Annotated in this window: 18 protein-coding genes; 9 read left to right on the forward strand and 9 right to left on the reverse strand. The window is 73.1% G+C overall.

The features are described from left to right. Positions 1–75: 75 nt before the first annotated feature. The gene (gene ribA / locus OP04_RS56850) at positions 76–1,377 is read right to left on the reverse strand and encodes a GTP cyclohydrolase II RibA (RefSeq protein WP_085066816.1); all 1,302 of its coding nucleotides are present in this window, start codon (positions 1,375–1,377) and stop codon (positions 76–78) included. Between the two features lie 108 nt (positions 1,378–1,485). Here ribA and OP04_RS27540 point away from each other — a divergent pair, with 108 nt between their 5' ends. From OP04_RS27540 to OP04_RS27555, 4 genes are read left to right on the forward strand one after another with little or no spacing between them, the layout of a single operon-like run. After that, the gene (locus OP04_RS27540) at positions 1,486–2,433 is read left to right on the forward strand and encodes a zinc-dependent alcohol dehydrogenase (protein WP_157240420.1); all 948 of its coding nucleotides are present in this window, start codon (positions 1,486–1,488) and stop codon (positions 2,431–2,433) included. A 4-nt stretch (positions 2,434–2,437) separates the two neighbouring features. Next, positions 2,438–2,824: a 6-pyruvoyl trahydropterin synthase family protein gene (locus OP04_RS27545; RefSeq protein ID WP_033342753.1), complete on the forward strand. Its 387-nt coding sequence runs from the start codon at positions 2,438–2,440 to the stop codon at positions 2,822–2,824. Continuing rightward, the gene (locus OP04_RS50165; RefSeq protein WP_051799147.1) at positions 2,817–3,902 is read left to right on the forward strand and encodes a glycosyltransferase family 4 protein; all 1,086 of its coding nucleotides are present in this window, start codon (positions 2,817–2,819) and stop codon (positions 3,900–3,902) included. The genes OP04_RS27545 and OP04_RS50165 overlap by 8 nt, the downstream gene beginning before the upstream one ends. Next, positions 3,899–4,567 (forward strand): HAD family hydrolase, encoded by a 669-nt coding sequence (locus OP04_RS27555; RefSeq protein WP_051799150.1) that lies wholly within the window; start codon positions 3,899–3,901, stop codon positions 4,565–4,567. The genes OP04_RS50165 and OP04_RS27555 overlap by 4 nt, the downstream gene beginning before the upstream one ends. 46 nt (positions 4,568–4,613) lie before the next feature. Here OP04_RS27555 and OP04_RS27560 read toward each other — a convergent pair whose 3' ends face one another. The 4 genes from OP04_RS27560 to OP04_RS27575 form a co-directional block, all read right to left on the reverse strand. After that, positions 4,614–5,015, reverse strand: coding sequence for a peptidoglycan-binding domain-containing protein (locus OP04_RS27560; RefSeq protein ID WP_033342754.1), 402 nt, complete (start codon positions 5,013–5,015; stop codon positions 4,614–4,616). A gap of 80 nt (positions 5,016–5,095) precedes the next feature. Further along, a complete protein-coding gene (locus tag OP04_RS27565; protein WP_033342755.1) occupies positions 5,096–5,539 on the reverse strand; it encodes a peptidoglycan-binding domain-containing protein in 444 nt (147 codons plus the stop codon). A 54-nt stretch (positions 5,540–5,593) separates the two neighbouring features. After that, positions 5,594–7,126, reverse strand: coding sequence for an NB-ARC domain-containing protein (locus OP04_RS48620; RefSeq protein WP_051799152.1), 1,533 nt, complete (start codon positions 7,124–7,126; stop codon positions 5,594–5,596). A 140-nt stretch (positions 7,127–7,266) separates the two neighbouring features. Then, positions 7,267–8,151 carry an LLM class flavin-dependent oxidoreductase gene (locus OP04_RS27575; protein WP_033342756.1) on the reverse strand — a complete coding sequence of 295 codons (885 nt, stop codon included), beginning with the start codon at positions 8,149–8,151 and terminating at the stop codon, positions 7,267–7,269. 89 nt (positions 8,152–8,240) lie between these two features. Between OP04_RS27575 and OP04_RS27580 the strand changes: the two genes are divergently transcribed. Continuing rightward, positions 8,241–9,065 carry a helix-turn-helix transcriptional regulator gene (locus OP04_RS27580; RefSeq protein WP_033342757.1) on the forward strand — a complete coding sequence of 275 codons (825 nt, stop codon included), beginning with the start codon at positions 8,241–8,243 and terminating at the stop codon, positions 9,063–9,065. Here the strand turns inward: OP04_RS27580 and OP04_RS27585 are convergent. Together OP04_RS27585 and OP04_RS27590 are read right to left on the reverse strand one after the other, a co-directional pair. Continuing rightward, a complete protein-coding gene (locus OP04_RS27585) occupies positions 9,062–9,718 on the reverse strand; it encodes a response regulator (protein ID WP_033342758.1) in 657 nt (218 codons plus the stop codon). The two genes, OP04_RS27580 and OP04_RS27585, sit on opposite strands and share 4 nt — an antisense overlap. Then, on the reverse strand, positions 9,706–10,908 hold the full coding sequence (locus OP04_RS27590) for a sensor histidine kinase (protein ID WP_033342759.1): 1,203 nt from the start codon (positions 10,906–10,908) through the stop codon (positions 9,706–9,708). Before OP04_RS27590 ends, OP04_RS27585 begins: the two co-directional genes overlap by 13 nt. Positions 10,909–11,103: 195 nt before the next feature. On the opposite strand from OP04_RS27590, the gene OP04_RS27595 reads away from it, so the two are divergent. The 3 genes from OP04_RS27595 to OP04_RS27605 are packed head-to-tail and all read left to right on the forward strand — an operon-like array spanning position 11,104 to position 14,685. Next, on the forward strand, positions 11,104–11,328 hold the full coding sequence (locus tag OP04_RS27595; RefSeq protein WP_157240422.1) for a hypothetical protein: 225 nt from the start codon (positions 11,104–11,106) through the stop codon (positions 11,326–11,328). Further along, a complete protein-coding gene (locus OP04_RS27600; RefSeq protein ID WP_033342761.1) occupies positions 11,328–12,062 on the forward strand; it encodes an ABC transporter ATP-binding protein in 735 nt (244 codons plus the stop codon). The genes OP04_RS27595 and OP04_RS27600 overlap by 1 nt, the downstream gene beginning before the upstream one ends. Before the next feature lie 4 nt (positions 12,063–12,066). Beyond that, positions 12,067–14,685 carry an ABC transporter permease gene (locus tag OP04_RS27605; RefSeq protein ID WP_033342762.1) on the forward strand — a complete coding sequence of 873 codons (2,619 nt, stop codon included), beginning with the start codon at positions 12,067–12,069 and terminating at the stop codon, positions 14,683–14,685. Between the two features lie 392 nt (positions 14,686–15,077). On the opposite strand, the gene OP04_RS27610 is transcribed toward OP04_RS27605, so the two are convergent. Both OP04_RS27610 and OP04_RS27615 read right to left on the reverse strand, forming a co-directional pair. Beyond that, the gene (locus tag OP04_RS27610) at positions 15,078–15,818 is read right to left on the reverse strand and encodes a siderophore-interacting protein (protein WP_051799154.1); all 741 of its coding nucleotides are present in this window, start codon (positions 15,816–15,818) and stop codon (positions 15,078–15,080) included. Positions 15,819–16,315: 497 nt separating this feature from the next. Next, complete coding sequence (locus OP04_RS27615) at positions 16,316–16,744, reverse strand: MarR family winged helix-turn-helix transcriptional regulator (protein ID WP_033342763.1); 429 nt, start codon at positions 16,742–16,744, stop codon at positions 16,316–16,318. A gap of 63 nt (positions 16,745–16,807) precedes the next feature. Between OP04_RS27615 and OP04_RS27620 the strand changes: the two genes are divergently transcribed. Next, a complete protein-coding gene (locus OP04_RS27620; protein WP_232323756.1) occupies positions 16,808–17,812 on the forward strand; it encodes an alcohol dehydrogenase catalytic domain-containing protein in 1,005 nt (334 codons plus the stop codon). Positions 17,813–17,889 lie beyond the last annotated feature (77 nt).

Here is a 17,889-nt window from a genome sequence, read left to right on the forward strand (position 1 = left end):
CGCCGTGCGCGCGCTTCAGAAGGGTCGAGGCGTCCCCCGTGCTGCTCCGGGGACGCCTCGATCACCGAACGGGCGTCAGACGGCGACGTCCCAGCCGAGCAGGAGCGCGTCACCGGCGGTGTAGGCCGAGCGGCCGGTCAGCGTGAGGCCGGTCGGGAGGCGGGTGTCGCCGGGGGTCTCCGTGGTGGCGGAGATCGCCACGATCAGGCGGTCGGCCAGCCCGGACTCCAGCAGCGTGGTGATCAGCCGGGTGCCGCCCTCGACCAGGACGGACTGGACGCCGTTGCGGCGCAGCTCGGCCAGGACGGCCGGGAGGTCCACGCCGCCGGTCGGGGCGGCCGAGACCTCGCGGAGTCCCACGCCCGCGGCCTGGACCGCGTCGGCGCGCGCCGCGTCGGCGGACTTCGTGGTGAAGACCGTGGTGGCGGCCTCGCCGCCGAAGACGCGGGCGGTGAGCGGCAGTTCCAGGTCCGCGTCGAGGACGACGCGCAGCGGGTGGGCGCCGGGGACCAGCTCGACCGTGAGCGCCGGGTCGGTGCGGCGGACCGTGCCGGCGCCGACCAGGACCGCGTCGACGGCGGCGCGGAGCGCGTGCTCCTCGGCCGTGGGGATGCCGGGCTCGCGCTGGAGGCGGCCGTCGAGCGTCTGGGTGACGCGGACCATGACGTAGGGCCGGTCAGTGCGCGGGCGGATCTCGCCGATCAGGCCGCGGACGTCGATGCCGGCCTCGGGCACGCTGACCGGCTCGTCGCCGATCGGGGCGACGTGGCCCATCCGCGCGGCCTTGGTGGCCAGGTAGCCGGCGTTGCGCGCGTGAGCGGCGGTCTGCAGGCCGACCATGGTCTCGACCGCGAGGCCGCCGGCGCGCAGGCCCTCGACCTTGTCCGGGTTGTTGGACATCAGGTTGACGGACTCGACGCCGATCGCGCGGAGCACGGCCGCGGACTCGCCGTAGGTGCGGGCGTCCGCGGGGAGGCCGAGTCGCAGGTTCGCGTCGAGCGTGTCCGCGCCGTTGTCCTGCTCCACGTACGCCCGGAGCTTGTTGACCAGGCCGATGCCGCGGCCCTCGTGCCCGGTGATGTAGAGCACCACGCCCCGGCCGGCCGCGGCGACGGTGCGCATCGCGGTGCGCAGCTGCACGCCGCAGTCGCAGCGCAGCGAGCCGAGCGCGTCGCCGGTCAGGCACTCCGAGTGGAGGCGGGTGAGGACGGGCTCACTGCCGGTGACGTCGCCGCGGATCATCGCCAGGAGCGTGTGCCCGGCCGCGGTCTCGAACACGCGGGTCCGGAACTCTCCGTAGGGCGTGGGTATCACCACGGAACAGACCTCGACCGGCGCGGGCGCCGAGTCGCCCGTTCGCTGTGGCGTAAGAATCATGGCACCTTGCTACCACGTGGATCAGCCGGCGCCCACCGCCAGACCGATAAATGCCTAACGACGCTGATATTCCCATATGTCCATTAAAAAGATCTTTTGGAGTTGCCGGTGAACGCACGTGCGGTCCGATTCCTCGCCCCCCGCTCGGTCGCGGTCGAGGAGGTGGACGTTGCCGACCCCAAGACCGATGAGCTGCTGGTACGCACTGTCTACTCCGGAATCAGCGCGGGCACGGAACTGCTGGCCTACCGCGGCGAGCTGGACGCGGGCACGCCGCTGGACGAGACGCTCGGCGCGTTCGAGGGTGGCTTTCATTACCCGTTCGGGTACGGATACAGCTCGGTCGGCAGAACCCTTGACGGGACGGCCGTTTTCGCCTTCCATCCGCACCAGGACGTGTTCACGGTCCCGGCCGGCGACGCGCTGACGCTGCCGGACGGTCTGGATCTGCGGCTGGCGACGATGTTCCCGCTCGTGGAGACCGCGCTGCAGCTGAGCCTGGACGCAGGGCCGGTGCTGGGCGAGACGGTGCTGGTCACCGGCCTGGGCGCGGTCGGCCTGCTGACATCGTTGCTGCTCACCCGCGCGGGTGCGGACGTGGTGGCGCTGGAGCCGCAGGAGTGGCGCCGCTCGCTGGCTGCGGAAGTAGGAATTACCGCGCTAAGTCCCGAAAAATCGGACGATAGTGCTGCGCTCCTCGTCGAGACCTCCGGAGCGCCCCGCGCGCTCGCCGACGGCCTCGCCCGCCTCCGCCACGAGGGCACCGCGCTCGTCGGCTCCTGGTACGGCACCAAACCCGTACCCCTGCCGCTGGGTGGTGATTTTCACCGCCGCCGCCTGACCATCCGCTCCAGCCAGGTCTCCACGATCCCCGCCGCCCAGCAGGATCGCTGGACCCGGGACCGCCGCCGCGCCGCCGCCCTGGCCCTGATGCCCACGCTGCCGCTGCGCGCGCTCGCCACCACCGAGTTCGCGTTCGAGGACGCTCCCGCCGCCTACGAGAGCCTGGACCGGGGCGCACCCGGGGTCCTGCACGCGGCGCTGCGATATGAATAGGGGCATGTACGAAGTCGGCACCTCCCGAGAAGTCCGCGCTTATCACACGATGCCCGGAATGCCGCCGCCCGAGGGCGTGCGGCACTCCCACGACTACCGGCTCGACATCCGGGTCACGCGGCCCCGGCTGGACGAGCGGGACATGGTCGTCGACCTGGACGTGCTCAACGACGCGCTGCGTGGCGTCACGGACCGGCTGCACGAGGCCGATCTGGACGAGATCGTCGGCAAGGAGACCACCAAGGACGCGGTCACGGTCGAGGTGTTCTCGCAGTGGCTGCACGCGGTGCTGACCGACGCCGTGGGGCCGGTGCCGAGCGCCACGCTGCAGGTGCGCGTCTGGGAGGACCCGCAGATGTACGGCGGATACGAGGGTCCGCTCGGTGACTGAGTTCGCGGTCACGCTGCTCACGCTCGGTGACCCGGCGACGATGACCGGTGGGTACCTCTACCATCGGCGCGTCGCCGACCGGGCGCCCGCGTTCGGCGCCCGCATCGACTTCGTGTCGCTGCCCGCCTGGCGTTTCCCGCTGCCGGCGCTGGCCGGCGCCACCATGCTGCGCCGGATCCGCGCGAACAAGCCGGACGTGCTGCTGGTGGACAGCATCGTGGCCGGGCTGGCCGGGCCGTGGCTGGGCGCGCCCGGCCTCCCGCCGATCGCGGCGATCCTGCACCAGCCGCCGGGCGGCATCGATCACGCGTCCGTGCGGCAGCGCACCCAGGCTTCTCTCGATAAATCGCTTTATAAGCGGGCAAAGCGGATGCTGATCGCGTCCGAGGATCTAGCCTCGACGTTGCGCGCGCAGGGCTTCGACGCAGATCTGCTGGCCGTGGTCCCGCCGGGTCGCGACGCCGCGGACGAGCCGGTCGACCCGACCGGGGATCTCCGGCAGAACCGGCAGACCGCCATCCTCTCCGTCGGCAACTGGATGGCCCGCAAGGGGCTGCTCGACCTGCTCGAAGCGGTGTCGAATCTGCCCCCGAACGCCGCCACCCTCCACCTCGTCGGCGACGAGAACGTGGAACCCGCCTACGCCGCCCAGGTCCGTGCCCGCATCGCGCGCCCGGACCTGCACGACCGCGTCGTCACGCACGGCGTCGTCACGCCGGCCGAGGTCGCCGGCTTCTACCGCAGGGCCGACATCTTCGCGCTGGCCAGCACGAAGGAGCCCTACGGCACGGTCTACGGCGAGGCGATGGCCGCCGGGCTGCCGGTCGTCGGCTGGAACGCCGGCAACCTGCCCCACCTCGCGCAACACGGCGTCGAGGGCCTGGCCGTACCGCCCGGCGACCGCGTCGCGCTCACCGGCGCGCTGCTGCGCCTGGCCACGGACGACGCGTACCGGCTGGCCATGGCCGCGGCCGCGCGACGGAAGGCCGACACGTTCCCCACCTGGGACGACACGTCCCGCATGCTCTTCACCGAGCTCCGCACGCTGGCGGAGTCCACAGTCAGGGAGACGCAGTGAAGCGGTTCGAGGCCGTCCTGTTCGACGCGGGCGACACGCTCATCCGCCTCTCCGGCAGCGGCGAGACGCTGCTGCACAAGGCCGCGGCCGACCGGGGCGCCGGCCCGCTCGACCCCGGCGAGGTCGGCGCCGCCTGGCAGCGCGTGCTCGACCGCAGCAGCACCGCCGAGGAGATGGCCAAGGGCCGCGACCTCTCCCCCGACCGGCACCGCGAGGTCTGGACCGCGCTCTACACCGAGGCCGGCTGCGACAAACTGCTGCCCGGCCTCAGCGCCGGCCTCTACGCGCTCACCGTGGCCGCGGAATCCTGGGAGGCGTTCGAGGACACCCTCCCCACGCTGCGTGGCCTGCGCGAACGCGGCCTCAAGGTCGGCGTGGTCAGCGACACCGGCTTCGACCTGCGGCCCGCGCTCGACCGCCTGGGCCTCTCGCCGTACGTCGAGACGATCGTCATGTCCTTCGAGCACGGCGCCTGCAAACCGGCCGTCACCTGCTTCACGGCCGCGGCCGCGCAGCTCGGCGTGGCACCGGAACGCACGCTGATGGTCGGCGACAACCCGCTCACCGACTCGGGCGCGGTCGCGGCCGGCATGTTCGCCTTCCTCCTGCCCAAGCCGGCGCCGGCCGGTCCGCGAGGGCTGGGCCACGTGCTGAGCCTGGTCTGAGACACATCGGGACCGGTCACCCGGACCGGTCCCGATCCGTGCGTGCTCAGCAGATGCGCGCGCCGGTCGTGTAGGACGTGACCGCCCACTGTCGCAGCAAGAGGAGCGTTATCGGCCCGACCTGACCGTCGACGCCGATGCCCGCGCACCGTTGGAAGAGCGCAATACGCGCGCGAGTCTCCGTTCCGAGGTTGCCGTCCTCTCGGAGCGGGTCGGTCAGCCCGATGGTGAGGGCCCAGTTCAGGTAGCACTGCCACAGCCGGACGTCGGCCGGGTTCTGCTGACCCGGCGGGACGGGAACTCCCGGACCGGCGGGGTTGCATGGAACCTCTGCGGCGACGGCGGTCATTCCAGGACCGGCCGCCTGTGCCGGAGTCGCCGACGCGAACATGCCCAACGCGAGCAACGCCACGATGACGGTCGCGGTTCGCCGTACCCTGTGAATCATGGGTTGTGTCCTTTCGTTCTTGTGAGCCGGGCAGTGGGAACCGCGCCCCGGCCGGAGCCGGGGCGCGGTCGAGGCGGCGATCAGCAGATGACGTTGCCGGTGTCGTAGCCGTACTGGCCCCAGGCCCGCAGGACCGGGAGCGTCTGCGGTCCGACGCGCCCGTCCACCGCGAGCGAGTAGCCGCGGCTGTTCGCGCAGCTCTGGAACTTCTTCACGGCGCCGGTGGTGATCGGCCCGTAGTCGCCGTCCACTTCGATGACGTGGGGGTAAGCACCCCAGGAGAGCGTCCAGTTCAGCAGGCACTGCACCTCACGGACGCGCACGCCGGTGTTGCCCGGACCGATGTCGTAGACATCCGGCCCGCGCTCGCAGTTGGCCTCCATGACCCCGATGCCGGAGTCGGCACGGGAGGCGGTGTTGCTCGGGGCGGCGCTGGCCTGTCCCGGCATCGCCACGGCGAGCATCGCGAGCGCGATCAGCGCCGCGACGAGCGTCGCCGTGGATCGAATGACGTTACGGATCACGGTGTTTCCTTTCCCCCGTTCAGATATCGGCGGTTGCCGACGCGAACCAACCTCTCAGGGACGGGCCGCGAGGCGGGAAATCCCGAACGAATCCGAACGCGCCAGCCGGGCCAGTGCCGCGCGGTGCTCGGCCGGGCGGTCCTCGTCGTGTCCACGGCAGACCGCGAACGTGCGGACCAGGTCGTGCAGGGCGTAGCGGCCGGCGCCGTCGTACCGGATCAGGTGCTCGTCGCGCAGCAGGCGCAGGCCCGCGCCCGGCACGTCGCCGGTCAGCGCCGCGGCGGCCCATGCGTCGAAAGAACGGCCCGGGTGCAGCGCCAGCAGTCGCAGCATCCGGCGCGCCTCCGCGGGAAGCGCCAGATAGGACCCGCTGATCTCGCGCTCGACCTGGCACGGCAGTCGTCCGGTCCGGCGCCGGTCCTCCAGCCGGTCCGCGTGGTCGGTCATGGTCCAGCCGGTCGTGGCGCGCATCCAGGCCGCTACCTCGACGATCGCGAGCGGGAGACGCCCGCAGCAGGCGGCGATCCGGGCGGCCGCACCCGGGTCATGGCCGAGCGGGACGTCCGGTGCGGCCCGGTGCAGGAACCCGGCTGCCTCGTCCGCGCCGAGCACGTCGATCGGCACGGCCACGGCCCGGTCGAGGTCGTGGAGGCGGCGACGGCTGGTGATCAGCGCCGGGCAGCACGGCACGCCCGGCAGCAGCGGCCTGACCTGGTCCGCGCCGGCCGCGTTGTCCAGCACTACCAGCGTGCGGGTGCCGGCGAGCAGCCGCCGGTAGAGCGCGGCGCGGGCCCCGGCGCCGCGCGGCATCTCCTGGCCGCCGGCCAGCAGCAGGCGCAGGAACCCGTCCAGCACCGCGCCCGGATCGGCCGGCGGCTGCTCCGGGTGGAAACCGCGCAGGTCGACGAAGAGCACTCGTTCTATCTGCCGCCGCGTGGCGAGCAGGTGCGCGACCTGCGCCGCGAGCCTGGTCTTGCCCACCCCGGGCATCCCGGTGATCGCCGCGACCGGCCCGGGACCGCCACCGGCGATCGTCGCGAGGATGTCGCCGGCGCCGACCGGCGCAGGTCGCGCGCGGCGAGGGCCGGCCGGCCGAGCACACGCCGAGCCGCTGCCGGCCGGCGGTAGGACCGGCGCAGCACCGCCGAGGATCCGGCACAGCCGGGTCAGCTCGGCGCCGCGCCCGGTGAACCCCGGCGCCAGCTCCGGCAGTCCGGCCCGCACCCGGACCTGTGCCGCCGCCGTGTGCTCCCCCTCGATCACCCGGAGCTGCTGGCGCCACTGCGTCACGTACCCCTGATCGGGGTGCAAGGCCTGGACGAGTGCCGTCACCAGGTCGGCGTTGAGCCGTCGCCGACCGGCACGGAAACAGTCCACGACCGTGGTCTTGCCGACCCGCTCGTGCCGCGGCCGCCCGGCGACCGCCCAGATCTCGTTGACCCGATCCTTGAGCGCCTCGTAGGACGGACTGCCGGCCCAGGCCCGCAGCAGTCGCAAGCCCTCGGCCAGCCCGTCCAGTGTGATCGCCTGCCCGGGATCGGGCGGCCCTCCGCGCAGAATGCGCCTGTCGTCCCCGTTCGCAGCCATGGCCCCCGCCTCATATGTCCGCAGGCGAAGCCTATCAATATTCGCTATTCCCGGGCACTCCATAATGCGCAGTTGCGCAATTCCGAATGATCATTTATTCAGCAAAGACACAGTTTCAAATAACGCACATTGCAAAAGAGCTACATCAATACCCTTGCCGCGGGTACGACCTCCGCCGTCCACCGAGCGACCAGCGTCTCCACCGGGATGCCCGCGGACCTGAACGACGGGTGGTAGACGAACCCGCCCGCGTCCACCGACGCCAACTCCTCCGCCCACTGCGCCGCCGACCCGCCGAGCCAGGTGCCGTCCGCGTCGCGGGTGACCCGCAGCGGCTCGCGCGTGATCGGCCCGGCCACGTTGTAGATCGTGGCGATCTCGGACGGGTCCCGGCCCGCCGCGACCGCGACCGCGTCGATCACCGGGCGGGACTCGGCGACGCGACGGCTGCGCCAGTCCGCGGCGCGCCCGGGGACCCAGCCGTCCGCGAGCCGCCCGGTCACGGCCAGCGAGGCCGGGCCGCCGGAGCCGGTCCAGATCGGCGGGCACGAGAGCGGCGACGGCGCCAGATCCGTCACGGAGACGAACTCGCCGGTCAGCGTGACCGGCGGGCCGCCGCCGTGCAGCGCGCGGACCAGCGTGATCGCCTCGGCCATCGCGCGCACGGCCGCGCCGGGCGTCCGCCGGGGCAGGCCGAGACGCACGATGTCGTCCCAGAGGCCGCCCGCGCCGACGCCGAGCACGACACGTCCGCCGGACAACGCCGTCAGGGACGCGATCGTGCGGGCCAGCATCGGCGCGGGGCGGACCCCGAGGTTGGTGACGTTGACGCCGCCGCGGATCCGGGTCGTCCGGCCGAGCACGACGCCGAGCGCGGCGTACGCGTCCAGCCGGTCCGCGAAGTAGGGGTGGTCGGAGAGCGTGACCAGGTCGAGGCCGTCGCGGTCCGCACGGTCCGCGTGCGCGAGCAGCGCCGGGACCTCGGTCACGCCGGTCTCCAGGCCGAGTCCGAAGAGCACGTTCATGCCGCTCAGCCTGCCGCGTCGCCCACCCGGCGGGGAGGCCGTGCGGAAGGTGGTAGCCGTGGGGCCACGATGGCGGCTACGGTCGCCCGGTGACCGACAACGAGCTGGGTGTGTTCCTGCGCCTGCGGAGAGCCGCGCTCTCCCCCGCGGACGTCGGCCTGCCGGCCGGTGAGCGGCGGCGCACGGCCGGGCTGCGGCGGGCCGAGGTGGCGACGCTGTCCGGCGTGAGCGTGGAATACCTGACGCGCCTGGAGCAGGGCCGCGACCGCCGCCCGTCCGTGCAGGTGGTGAACTCGCTGTCCGGCGCGCTGCGGCTGAGCATGGCCGAGCGCGCGCACCTCTACCGGCTGACGAAGACCGCGGACGGCGCGTTCAGCTGCGTGGCCCAGTCGGACACGCCGTCGCGCGACGTGCGGGCCGGCGTGCGGGCCACGCTGGACCGGCTCGGACCGGGCCCGGCCGTGCTGCTGAACCGGCTGGGCGAGGTGCTGGCATATACGGAGGGTTACGGTCGGCTCATGGGTGAGGCCGGCGTGCTGGCCGGCGACCCGCCCAGCCTGCCCAGGTTCGTGTTCGGCTCACCGCGGGCGCGGACGGTCTTCCCGGACTGGGACGAGGTCGCGGACGAGCAGGTCGCCGCGCTGAAGCAGGGCCCGTTCCGGAACGACCCGGACGGCGCCGCGCTCGCGGACGAGCTGGAGCGCCTGGCCGGCGACGCGTTCACGAAGCGGGCCGAGACGCTGACCGGCCTCCCCCGGGCGCACGGCGTGCTGCGCATGGTCCACCCGCTGATGGGCCCGCTGCGGCTGCGGTACGAGACGCTGGACCTCTCCGAGGACGACCGCCAGCGCATCGTGGTCTACCTGCCGGAGGACGCGCCGGCCGAAGACGCGCTGGCCGCCCTGCTGAGCTAACGTTTCGCCTCGTCCCGCAGGTAGTGCAGGACGGCCGCGACCCGCCGGTCCGTCTGGTCGTCCGGGGACAGCTCCAGCTTGGAGAAGATGCTGCGGATGTGCTTGTGCACCGCGCCGTCCGTGACGAACAGCTTCTCCGCGATCGCCGCGTTGCCCAGGCCCTCCGCCATCAGCGCCAGCACGTCCCGTTCGCGCGGGCTGAGCCGTTCCAGCCGCGAGTCCGGCCGGGTGCGGGTGAGCAGCTGCGCCACCACCTCCGGGTCGATCGCGGTCCCGCCGCCGACCACCCGGTGCAGCACGTCCAGGAACTCCTCGATCCGGCCGACGCGCTCCTTGAGCATGTAGCCGAGCTTGCCGCTGCCCTGGGTGAACAGCTCGGTGGCGAACGCCTGCTCCACGTACGCGGACAGCACCAGCACCGCGATCCCGGGCTGGCGCCGCCGGGCCTCGACCGCGGCCTGGATGCCCTCGTCCGTGTGGGTGGGCGGCATCCGTACGTCCACGATCGCCACGTCCGGCGTGTGCTTGTCCACGGCCGCGAGGAACGTGACCGGGTTGTCCGTGGTCGCCACCACGTCCAGCCCCTCCGCGCGCAGCAGCAGCGCCAGTCCTTCGCGCAGCAGCGCGTCGTCCTCCGCGATCACAATCCGCACGGAAGAATCACCTCCACAGTGGTCGGACCGCCCACCGGGCTGGTCATGGTCACGGTGCCGTCGTGCGCCTCGGCCCGGCGGCGGATGCCGGTCAGGCCGGTCCCGCCGTCCGCGTCCGCGCCGCCCCGGCCGTCGTCCGTCACGGTCAGCCGCAGCGTGTCCGCCTGCCGGGTGACCACCACGGACGCGCGCGACGCACCGCTGTGCTTGGCGACGTTGGTCAGCGCCTCGGCCGCGACGAAGTACGCGGTCGCCTCCACGGACGCGGCGCAGCGGCCCGGCAGGTCGGCATCGACCGTCACCGGGACCGGGCAGGTCGCGGCCAGCGAGGCGATCGCGTCGGAGAGGCTTCGGTCGGTGAGCACCGGCGGCAGAATACTGCGCACCACCGCGCGCAGCTCCGCGAGGGCCAGCTCCGACGCGTCCTGCGCGCGGGCCAGGATGTCGTCCGCGGTCGACGGGTCGCGCTGGACCGCGCGCCGGGCCGCGCCGAGCAGCACGCTCACCGCGACGAGCCGGTTCTGGGTGCCGTCGTGCAGCGCGCGCTCGATCCGCCGCAGCTCGACCGCGTGCGCGTCCAGCGCGGCCGCGCGCGTCGCGGTCAGCTCCGCGATCCGCATCGCCATGTCCTCGCCCGGCCCGGGGCGCAGCAGCCGGCGTCCGGGCAGTTCCTGCAACCGGACCATCAGCGGTACGAGGTAGAGCGTGGCGAACAGGTAGCCGACACCCATCAGCCCGACCAGCCAGGCGCCGTTCTGCGTGCGGATCAGCGGCCAGCCGATCGCGGGCGTGGCGTCCGCGGCCGGGACGAACCGCCAGTAGAGCGGGAACAGGCCGTCGCGCACGATGTCGACCGCGATCGTCAGGCCGAACATGCCGATGAAGAACCCGACCGTGGCGTGCAGCAGCAGCCAGCGCACCTCCCGGCCGGTCGCGGGGTCGCCGGTCACGGCCCGCAGCGAGGTCTGCGGCGGCATCCCCGAGCGCAGGCCGAGGCGGCGGCGTTCCACGTCCGCGACCGCGCGCAGCCGGCCGAGCGCGAACGGGGCCGCCCTCGGCAGGACCACCGCGACGAGCATCGGCCAGCAGACCAGGCCGGCCAGGAACGACGTGTACCAGCCGGTCGCGACGCGTTCCACGGCTTCGATCCCGATGCGCAGACGCCTGCGGACGGCCTCGGCGACGGACATGGCGGTGCCTCCCGGTTCGGTCTTCACACGGCTTACCGGCGAACCGTAGGCCACCGGGCGGGCGGTCCGGCAAGGGCCACGGCCGGAAAGTACAGCCTGCTGTACCACGGGTGGGCAGGTGAGGGGATCGTTGCCGGCCCGCAGCGCCCATAGCGTCGTAGACATCGGGAAACGCCCCCTGAAGGAGTGATCGAGATGAACACCGACCCGTACCGACTGACCGATCAGACAACGCCGGAGCCGCGGCAGACCGGCACCCAACCGGCCCGCCTGGCGCTCTGGATCGCGCTCGTGGTCGCCGCCGGCCTGAACGCGGCGCTGTCGACCGTGAACGTGTGGCTCGGCACCGGATTCGGCGTGCTCGTGCTGGCGCTCGGCACCGCGCTGATCGTCAACTACCGCCGCAAGGCCGGCCACTGATGATCCCGACGCTGACCACGACGGCCGTCACGCTCGAGCACGTCTCCAAGATCTACCCCGGGGGCGTGCACGCGCTGAACGACGTCTCGCTGGCCGTGGAGGCCGGCACGTTCCTGGCCGTGATGGGCCCGTCCGGCTCCGGCAAGAGCACGCTGATGCACTGCGCGGCCGGGCTCGACACCCCCAGCAGCGGAAAGACCTTCATCGAGGGTACGGAGATCAGCCACCTCAACGAGACCAAGCGGACGATCCTGCGGCGCGGCCGGGTGGGCTTCATCTTCCAGCAGTACAACCTGCTGCCCTCGCTGTCGGTGGCGGACAACATCACGCTCCCGCTGCGCCTGGCCGGCGTCGCTCCGGACCACGCGTGGGTACGCACGCTGGTCGAGCGCGTCGGCCTGGCCGACCGGCTGCACCGTCGCCCGTCCGAACTCTCCGGCGGCCAGCAGCAGCGCGTCGCCGTGGCCAGGGCGCTGGTCACCCGGCCGGCCGTGGTCTTCGCGGACGAGCCGACCGGCGCGCTCGACCTCCGTACCGCCAGGGAAGTCCTTGATCTGCTCCGCACGCTCGTGGACGAGCTGGGCCAGACCGTCGTCATGGTCACCCACGACCCGGGTGCGGCGGCACGGGCCGATCTCGCGCTGGTGATGGCGGACGGCCGGATCGCCGACAGCATCCCCCACCCTGCCGCGGCCGTGCTGGCCCGGCGCCTCACCGAGCTGGAGACGGAGTAACACCATGCTCTACCTCGCCGTACGCATGGCCCGGCACCGCATCGCCGGGTTGATCGCGGTCGCCTGCGCCACCCTCGGCGGCGCCTCGCTCGTCGCCGCGATCGGTGTGGTCGCGGAGTCCGGGCTGCGCGGTCACCCCGAGCCCGGCCGGCTGGCGTCGGCGGACGTGGTGGTCTCCGCGCCGCAGACCTACCGGGTGCCCGAGGATCTGCCCATCACGCTGCCGGAACGCGCCGGCGTCCCGGTCGGGACGATCGCCCGGCTGGCCGCGCTGCCCGGCGTGACCGCCGCGATCGGCGACGTGACGATCGGCGCCGCGGTGATCGGCACGGACGGCCGGGTGACCCCGGTCGACGGGCACAACTGGTCCTCCCTGACGCTGACGTCCGGCACCGCGCCGGCCGATTCCACCAGCACCTCTCCGGCCGCTTCCACCGGTGCCTCTCCGGCCGCCGACCCGTCGCCGACGGCCTCGCAGGCGGCCGATCCGGCGCAGACCGGCAACCCGGCGCAGACCGGCGGCACCGAGGACGGCGGCCGGCCCACCGGCGTGCCGGACGGCGCCGACGAGGTGGCGCTGGACACGGCCACCGCGCGCGCGGCCGGCGTCACCACCGGCGGCACCGTGCGGATCTCCGCGGCGGGCAGCATCGCCGACTACCGCGTCACGGCCGTGCTCGACGACGCCGGCCCCGGCGCCTGGTTCGCCGACCAGGCCGCGATCACCCTGAGCGGTCGCACCGAGAACCGCGTAGACCTGGTCGCGCTGCGCACCGAGCCCGGTCGCGCCGACGAGGTCGCGGACGCGGCCCGCGCGCTCGGCGGCGGCCTGGCCGTCACCACCGGTGACGCGCGCGGCGACATCGCGGACCCGGCGACCGCCGCGGGCCGGAGCATGCTGCCGCTGATGGCCGGCTCGCTGTCCGGCGTGACGCTGCTGGTCATCGGCATCATCGTGGGCGGCGCGCTCGCGGTCTCGTTCTCCGGTCAGCGGCGTGAGCTGGCGCTGCTGCGCGCGGTCGGTGCCACGCCCCGGCAGATCCGCCGGCTCGCCACCCGCCAGGCGCTGATCGTCGCCGCGGTCAGCGCGGTGCCGGGCGCCGTGGCCGGGTACGCGCTGGCCGGCCGCTTCCGGGAACTGCTGGTCGCGCTCGGCATGGCCCCGGCCGGGCTGCCGCTGCAGTGGAGCCCGCTGCCCGGCCTGGCCGCGGTGCTGCTCATGACGCTGACCGCCTGGATCGCGGCGCTGTGCGCGGTCGCCACAATCTCCCGGATGCCCGCGACCGAAGCGGTGGCCGGATCGCGGGCGGAACCCCGTACCCCCTCTGCCTGGCGTTTCTCTTCCGGACTGGTCGTGCTGGCCGGCGCGAACGCGCTCGCGGTGACGCCGATGCTGGCCCGGAACGAGGCGGGCGCCGCGATGACCGCAATGGCCGGCATCCTCGCGGCCGTGGGCCTGGCACTGTCCGGACCGGGCCTGCTGTCCTTGGCCGGCCGCGTCATGGCGCGCCTGCTCCCGTCGCGCGCCGCGGCCTCGACCTGGCTCGCCGTCGCCAACACCAGGGGGTACGCGGTGCGGACCGCCGCGGCCGTCAGCACGCTCGCGGTGGCGGTCGTGTTCACGCTCACCTACGCACTCACCCAGACCACGGTGCTGGCCGGCTCCACCCGCGACCTCGCGGACGGCACCCACGCGCAGCTGGCGGTGACCGCGCCCGCGCTCGGCCGCGTCCCGTCCGAGCTGGCCGGCGCGGTCGCCCGGGTACCCGGCGTGACCGGCGCGGCCCTGGTCGGCGGCACGACCGTGATCTGGACCTACTCGATGCTCGGCGACCCGGTCGTGGAGGCGGCGTCCGCGATGGTGCTCGACCCGGCGGCGGCGTCCGTGTTCGACCTGGGCATCCGCGACGGCGACCTGTCCGGTTTGACCGGTGCCACGATCGCGGTGGACGCGGGTGCGGCGCGGGCCCGCAACGCCGGCGTCGGCGACACGATCGACCTGGCGCTCGGCGACGGAACGCCGGTGCAGGCGCGGATCGTGGCCACGTACGAGCGCGGGCTCGGCTTCGGCCCGGTGATCGTCTCCCGTGACCTGGCCGCCGGGCACGCGACCGGGCTCGACCAGCGGCTGCTGGTCGCGACGTCCGGGGATGCGGCGGTGGCCGCCGCGGTCTCGGAGCTGGCCGCCGCCCGGCCGGGCGTCGTCGCGGGCCCGGCCGACCCGGGGTCCGCCTCGGTCTCGCCGGAGCTGTGGCTCAATGTTGCGGTGCTGGGGGTGCTGCTCGGCTACCTGCTGCTCGGCATCGCGAACAAGCTGATCACCGCGACCGCACAGCGCCGGGACGAGATCACGCTGCTGCGGCTGGCCGGTGCCACTCCGGCCCAGATCCGCGCGATGCTGCGCCGGGAGGCGGCGCTGATCTGGACGTTCGCCACCGCGGGCGGGGTCGGGCTGGCCGTGCTGCCGCTGGTGTTCCTGTCGCTCGGCTTCCTCGGGCGTCCGTGGCCGGCCGGGCCGTGGTGGCTGGGGCCGGCCGTGGTCGGGGTGGTGGGCCTGATCGCCTTCCTCAGCATCGAGCTGCCGGGCCGCCGCGTGCTGCGCACCACCAGCGTCACGATCTGAGCCTCCCCTCCAAGATCGGGGCGTCCCCCATGTCGGACTCCGACATGGGGGACGCCCCGATCTTTGGCGCGGTGCCTGGGCGGGCCCGACGTTCCTGAGGGCGTTTGCGCCGGAAATATCGCCATTTACTGGGTCTTCCCGACACCTTCGGGTGATGTCTCGCGGGCGCGAAAACTTCTTGGCTTCTGGCCGCGGTGGGACCCATTTCCCGCTCAGCTTTCGGTGTCCGCACGCTCCACGGGCACTCCGTGCCCGAAATTTCACGAAATAGTAGTCCTTGCTATCGCGACAGACCTGCGCCGGTCGATCCGCGAGCAGGCCATGCTGGTCGCGGCGAACATGTGCCCTGACACGGAAGCCCAGCGCCGCGCGGGGAGACGATGACGCTGCCGTCAGTCCTCGATCGTGCCGGCCGCGCCCTCGCGCCAGTAGCCGCGCACCGACACCCGCTCCGCGTCCATGGTGCGGTCCTGGCGCAGATGCGTGCGGAGCCCACGCATCACGCCGGCCTCGCCCGCGCCCCACACGAACGATCCCGGGCCGATCGGCACCGCGGCCACGGCCTCGACCACGGCCTCGACCGGCACCGCGCCCAGCCAGCGAATATCCGCGTCCCGGCCGCCCCCGCCCAGCTCACGTGCCGGGCCGTCGGCCAGCACGAGCACCCGCACGACCGCCTCGGCCGGCAGCTCCTCCAGGAAGCGTTCGATCGCCGGCAGCCCGGTCTCGTCCGCGACCAGGAGATAGTCGTCGCAGTCGCCCGGGAAGACCTGGCTCCCGCGCGGCCCGATCACGCCCAGCAGCCCACCGGCCCGCACCGTCGACGCCCACCGCCCGGCCGGCCCGTGCGCGTGCAGCACGAAGTCGATCGCCAGCTCGCCCGCCCCCGCGTCGAAGCGGCGCGCCGTGTACTCGCGGGTCGACATCGCGTCGCGCCGTCCCGGCGCGGGCAGCGTCAGCTCGCCCGTCTCCTCGTCCGGCACCACGATCCGGACGCTGTCCGCGGCCGCCAGCGGCAGGAACGGGAAGTCCGCCTCCAGCTCCGGGCCGCCGAGCACGATCCGGCGCATGGTCGGCGTCAGCTCCTCGACGCGGAGCACCTCGAGCCGGCGGCGTCGCGCCTGGTGGGACACCCGTCGTACCAGACCGGCGCTCCGGCCCCCGCCACGTGCCGCCGAACTGCGGCTGATCGGTCCTGTCACCCTCCCATTCTCCGACGGGCGCGGTTGTCGATTGATGCAGGTCCCGCACTACCCACATAAGACTGTCCGCAGGGCGGCGCGTAAGTTATGTCCACTGCGGAGGGTGCGGGGTCACGAAGGGGGAACTCGGTGGAAACACGGAGGACATTCGTGGAGCGTGCCACGTCCGGCCCCGGCTATGTCGTGATCCTGCTGCTCACCGCGCTCGCGGTCGGCCTGATCGCGGCTTTTCTGGAGGGCTGGCGACCCTGGTCGTGAGATCCCGAGGTGTGCGCGCCCGGCACATCGGAAACATGAAGGACATGCGGAGAGAGCAGATGGAGCGCACCACCTCGGGCGCCGGGTACCTGGCGATCATCCTGACCACGGCCGCCGTCGTCGGCCTGGCCGTCGCGCTGCTGGAACTGTGGTGGCGCTGACCCCGCACGTCAGCCCCCGTCCAGCGCGGTGAGCAGGCGTCTGACCAGCTCGTGCATCCGCTGCCGGTCCGCGGCCGGCAGCGCCGGGTCGACGATCTCCGCGAGGCACGCGGCGTAGGTGCCGGTGGCCGCGTCGAGCGCGCTCCGGCCGGCCGCGGTGAGCGTCACCCGGCTGGCGCGGCGGTCGGTGGGGTCGGGCTCGCGGGCGAGCAGGCCGAGCGTGACCATGCGGTCGGTGACCTTGCTGGCGCCGCCGACCGTGATGCTCATCCGTTGTGCCAGGTCACCGACGCGCAGTGGCCCGTCGGCCAGCGCGTGCAGCGTCTGGAACCGGGCCAGCGGCAGGTCGTGCGCGGCCCGCAGTCGCGCGTCCACCCGCTCCCACAGCAGGATCTCCAGCCGGATCAGGTCGTTCAGCCACGTGATGCGCTCGCTCATCCGTACCCCCACTGTTTTATCTTCCTTGGAATATTATTCTGTGGAAGGAAGTTGGCGCCAGTCATGACCATGCGAGCGATCGTCCTGACCGGCCCCGGACCGGTCGAGAACCTCGAGTTGCAAGATCTTCCAATTCCAGAGCCGGAGCCAGGGTGGGTACGCATCCGCGTGCACGCCTTCGGCATCAACCGCTCCGAGCTGCACCTGCGCCTGGGGTACGCGGACAACGCCCGCTTCCCGATCGCGCCCGGCATCGAGGCCACCGGCGTGGTCGACGCCGCGCCCGGCACCGACCTGCGGCCCGGACAGCAGGTGGTGGCGATGATGGGCGGCATGGGCCGCGCGTTCGACGGCGGCTACGCCGAGTACACCGTGGTACCGCGCGCACAGGTCATCCCGTTCCGCTCCGCGCTGCCCTGGGACGTGCTCGGCGCGGTCCCGGAGACGCTGCAGACCGCGCACGGCGCACTGACCGTGGGCCTCGACCTCCGCCCCGGCCAGACGCTGCTGATCCGCGGTGGCACGTCCGCGCTCGGATACGCCACCGCGGCGCTGGCCGGCGACCTCGGCGCCACCGTGCTCGCCACCACCCGGCGGCGCGACCGCCTGGACGACCTCGCCGCCCACGGCGTCACCCACCCGCTCCTCGACGACCGCGACGTGGCCGCGCAGGTCCGCCGCATCGTCCCGGACGGCGTCGACGCCGCCCTGGAGCTGGTCGGCACGCCCACGCTCCCGGACACGCTCGCCGCCACCCGCGTCCACGGCACCGTCTGCATGGCCGGGATGCTGTCGAACGAGTGGATCGTCAAGGACTTCTATCCGATCGGCTATCTCCCGACCGGCGTGCGCCTGACCGCATACAGCGGTGACGCGTCGAACCTGCCGCCCGCGATCCTCCAGCGCACGCTCGACCGGCTCGCCGCCGGCACGCTCTCACTCGGCCCGATCACCACCTTTCCGCTCGAAGAGATCCGCGCAGCCCACCGGGCCGTCGAGGGCAACACGGTCAGCGGCAAGGTCGTCGTCCTCACCCGGGCCGGCGCGCCGGCTCACGGTCGAGAATAGGCAGGCACAGGCCCGCCGTCCACGAATTCTGCGCAATCGGTCACGCTGTTTCCGTTGACCTCTTATACACGTCTCAT

This window comes from Catenuloplanes japonicus (assembly GCF_000717135.1).
Classification (GTDB): domain Bacteria; phylum Actinomycetota; class Actinomycetes; order Mycobacteriales; family Micromonosporaceae; genus Catenuloplanes; species Catenuloplanes japonicus.

Excerpts from the sequence above, each read along its gene's own strand:
- ribA (WP_085066816.1), bottom strand. The coding sequence starts at position 1,377 with ATGATTCTTACGCCACAGCGAACGGGCGACTCGGCGCCCGCGCCGGTC.
- OP04_RS27545 (WP_033342753.1), top strand. The coding sequence starts at position 2,438 with ATGTACGAAGTCGGCACCTCCCGAGAAGTCCGCGCTTATCACACGATG.
- OP04_RS27560 (WP_033342754.1), bottom strand. The coding sequence starts at position 5,015 with ATGATTCACAGGGTACGGCGAACCGCGACCGTCATCGTGGCGTTGCTC.
- OP04_RS48620 (WP_051799152.1), bottom strand. The coding sequence starts at position 7,126 with ATGGCTGCGAACGGGGACGACAGGCGCATTCTGCGCGGAGGGCCGCCC.
- OP04_RS27575 (WP_033342756.1), bottom strand. The coding sequence starts at position 8,151 with ATGAACGTGCTCTTCGGACTCGGCCTGGAGACCGGCGTGACCGAGGTC.
- OP04_RS27590 (WP_033342759.1), bottom strand. The coding sequence starts at position 10,908 with ATGTCCGTCGCCGAGGCCGTCCGCAGGCGTCTGCGCATCGGGATCGAA.
- OP04_RS27595 (WP_157240422.1), top strand. The coding sequence starts at position 11,104 with ATGAACACCGACCCGTACCGACTGACCGATCAGACAACGCCGGAGCCG.
- OP04_RS27600 (WP_033342761.1), top strand. The coding sequence starts at position 11,328 with ATGATCCCGACGCTGACCACGACGGCCGTCACGCTCGAGCACGTCTCC.
- OP04_RS27605 (WP_033342762.1), top strand. The coding sequence starts at position 12,067 with ATGCTCTACCTCGCCGTACGCATGGCCCGGCACCGCATCGCCGGGTTG.
- OP04_RS27615 (WP_033342763.1), bottom strand. The coding sequence starts at position 16,744 with ATGAGCGAGCGCATCACGTGGCTGAACGACCTGATCCGGCTGGAGATC.
- OP04_RS27620 (WP_232323756.1), top strand. The coding sequence starts at position 16,808 with ATGACCATGCGAGCGATCGTCCTGACCGGCCCCGGACCGGTCGAGAAC.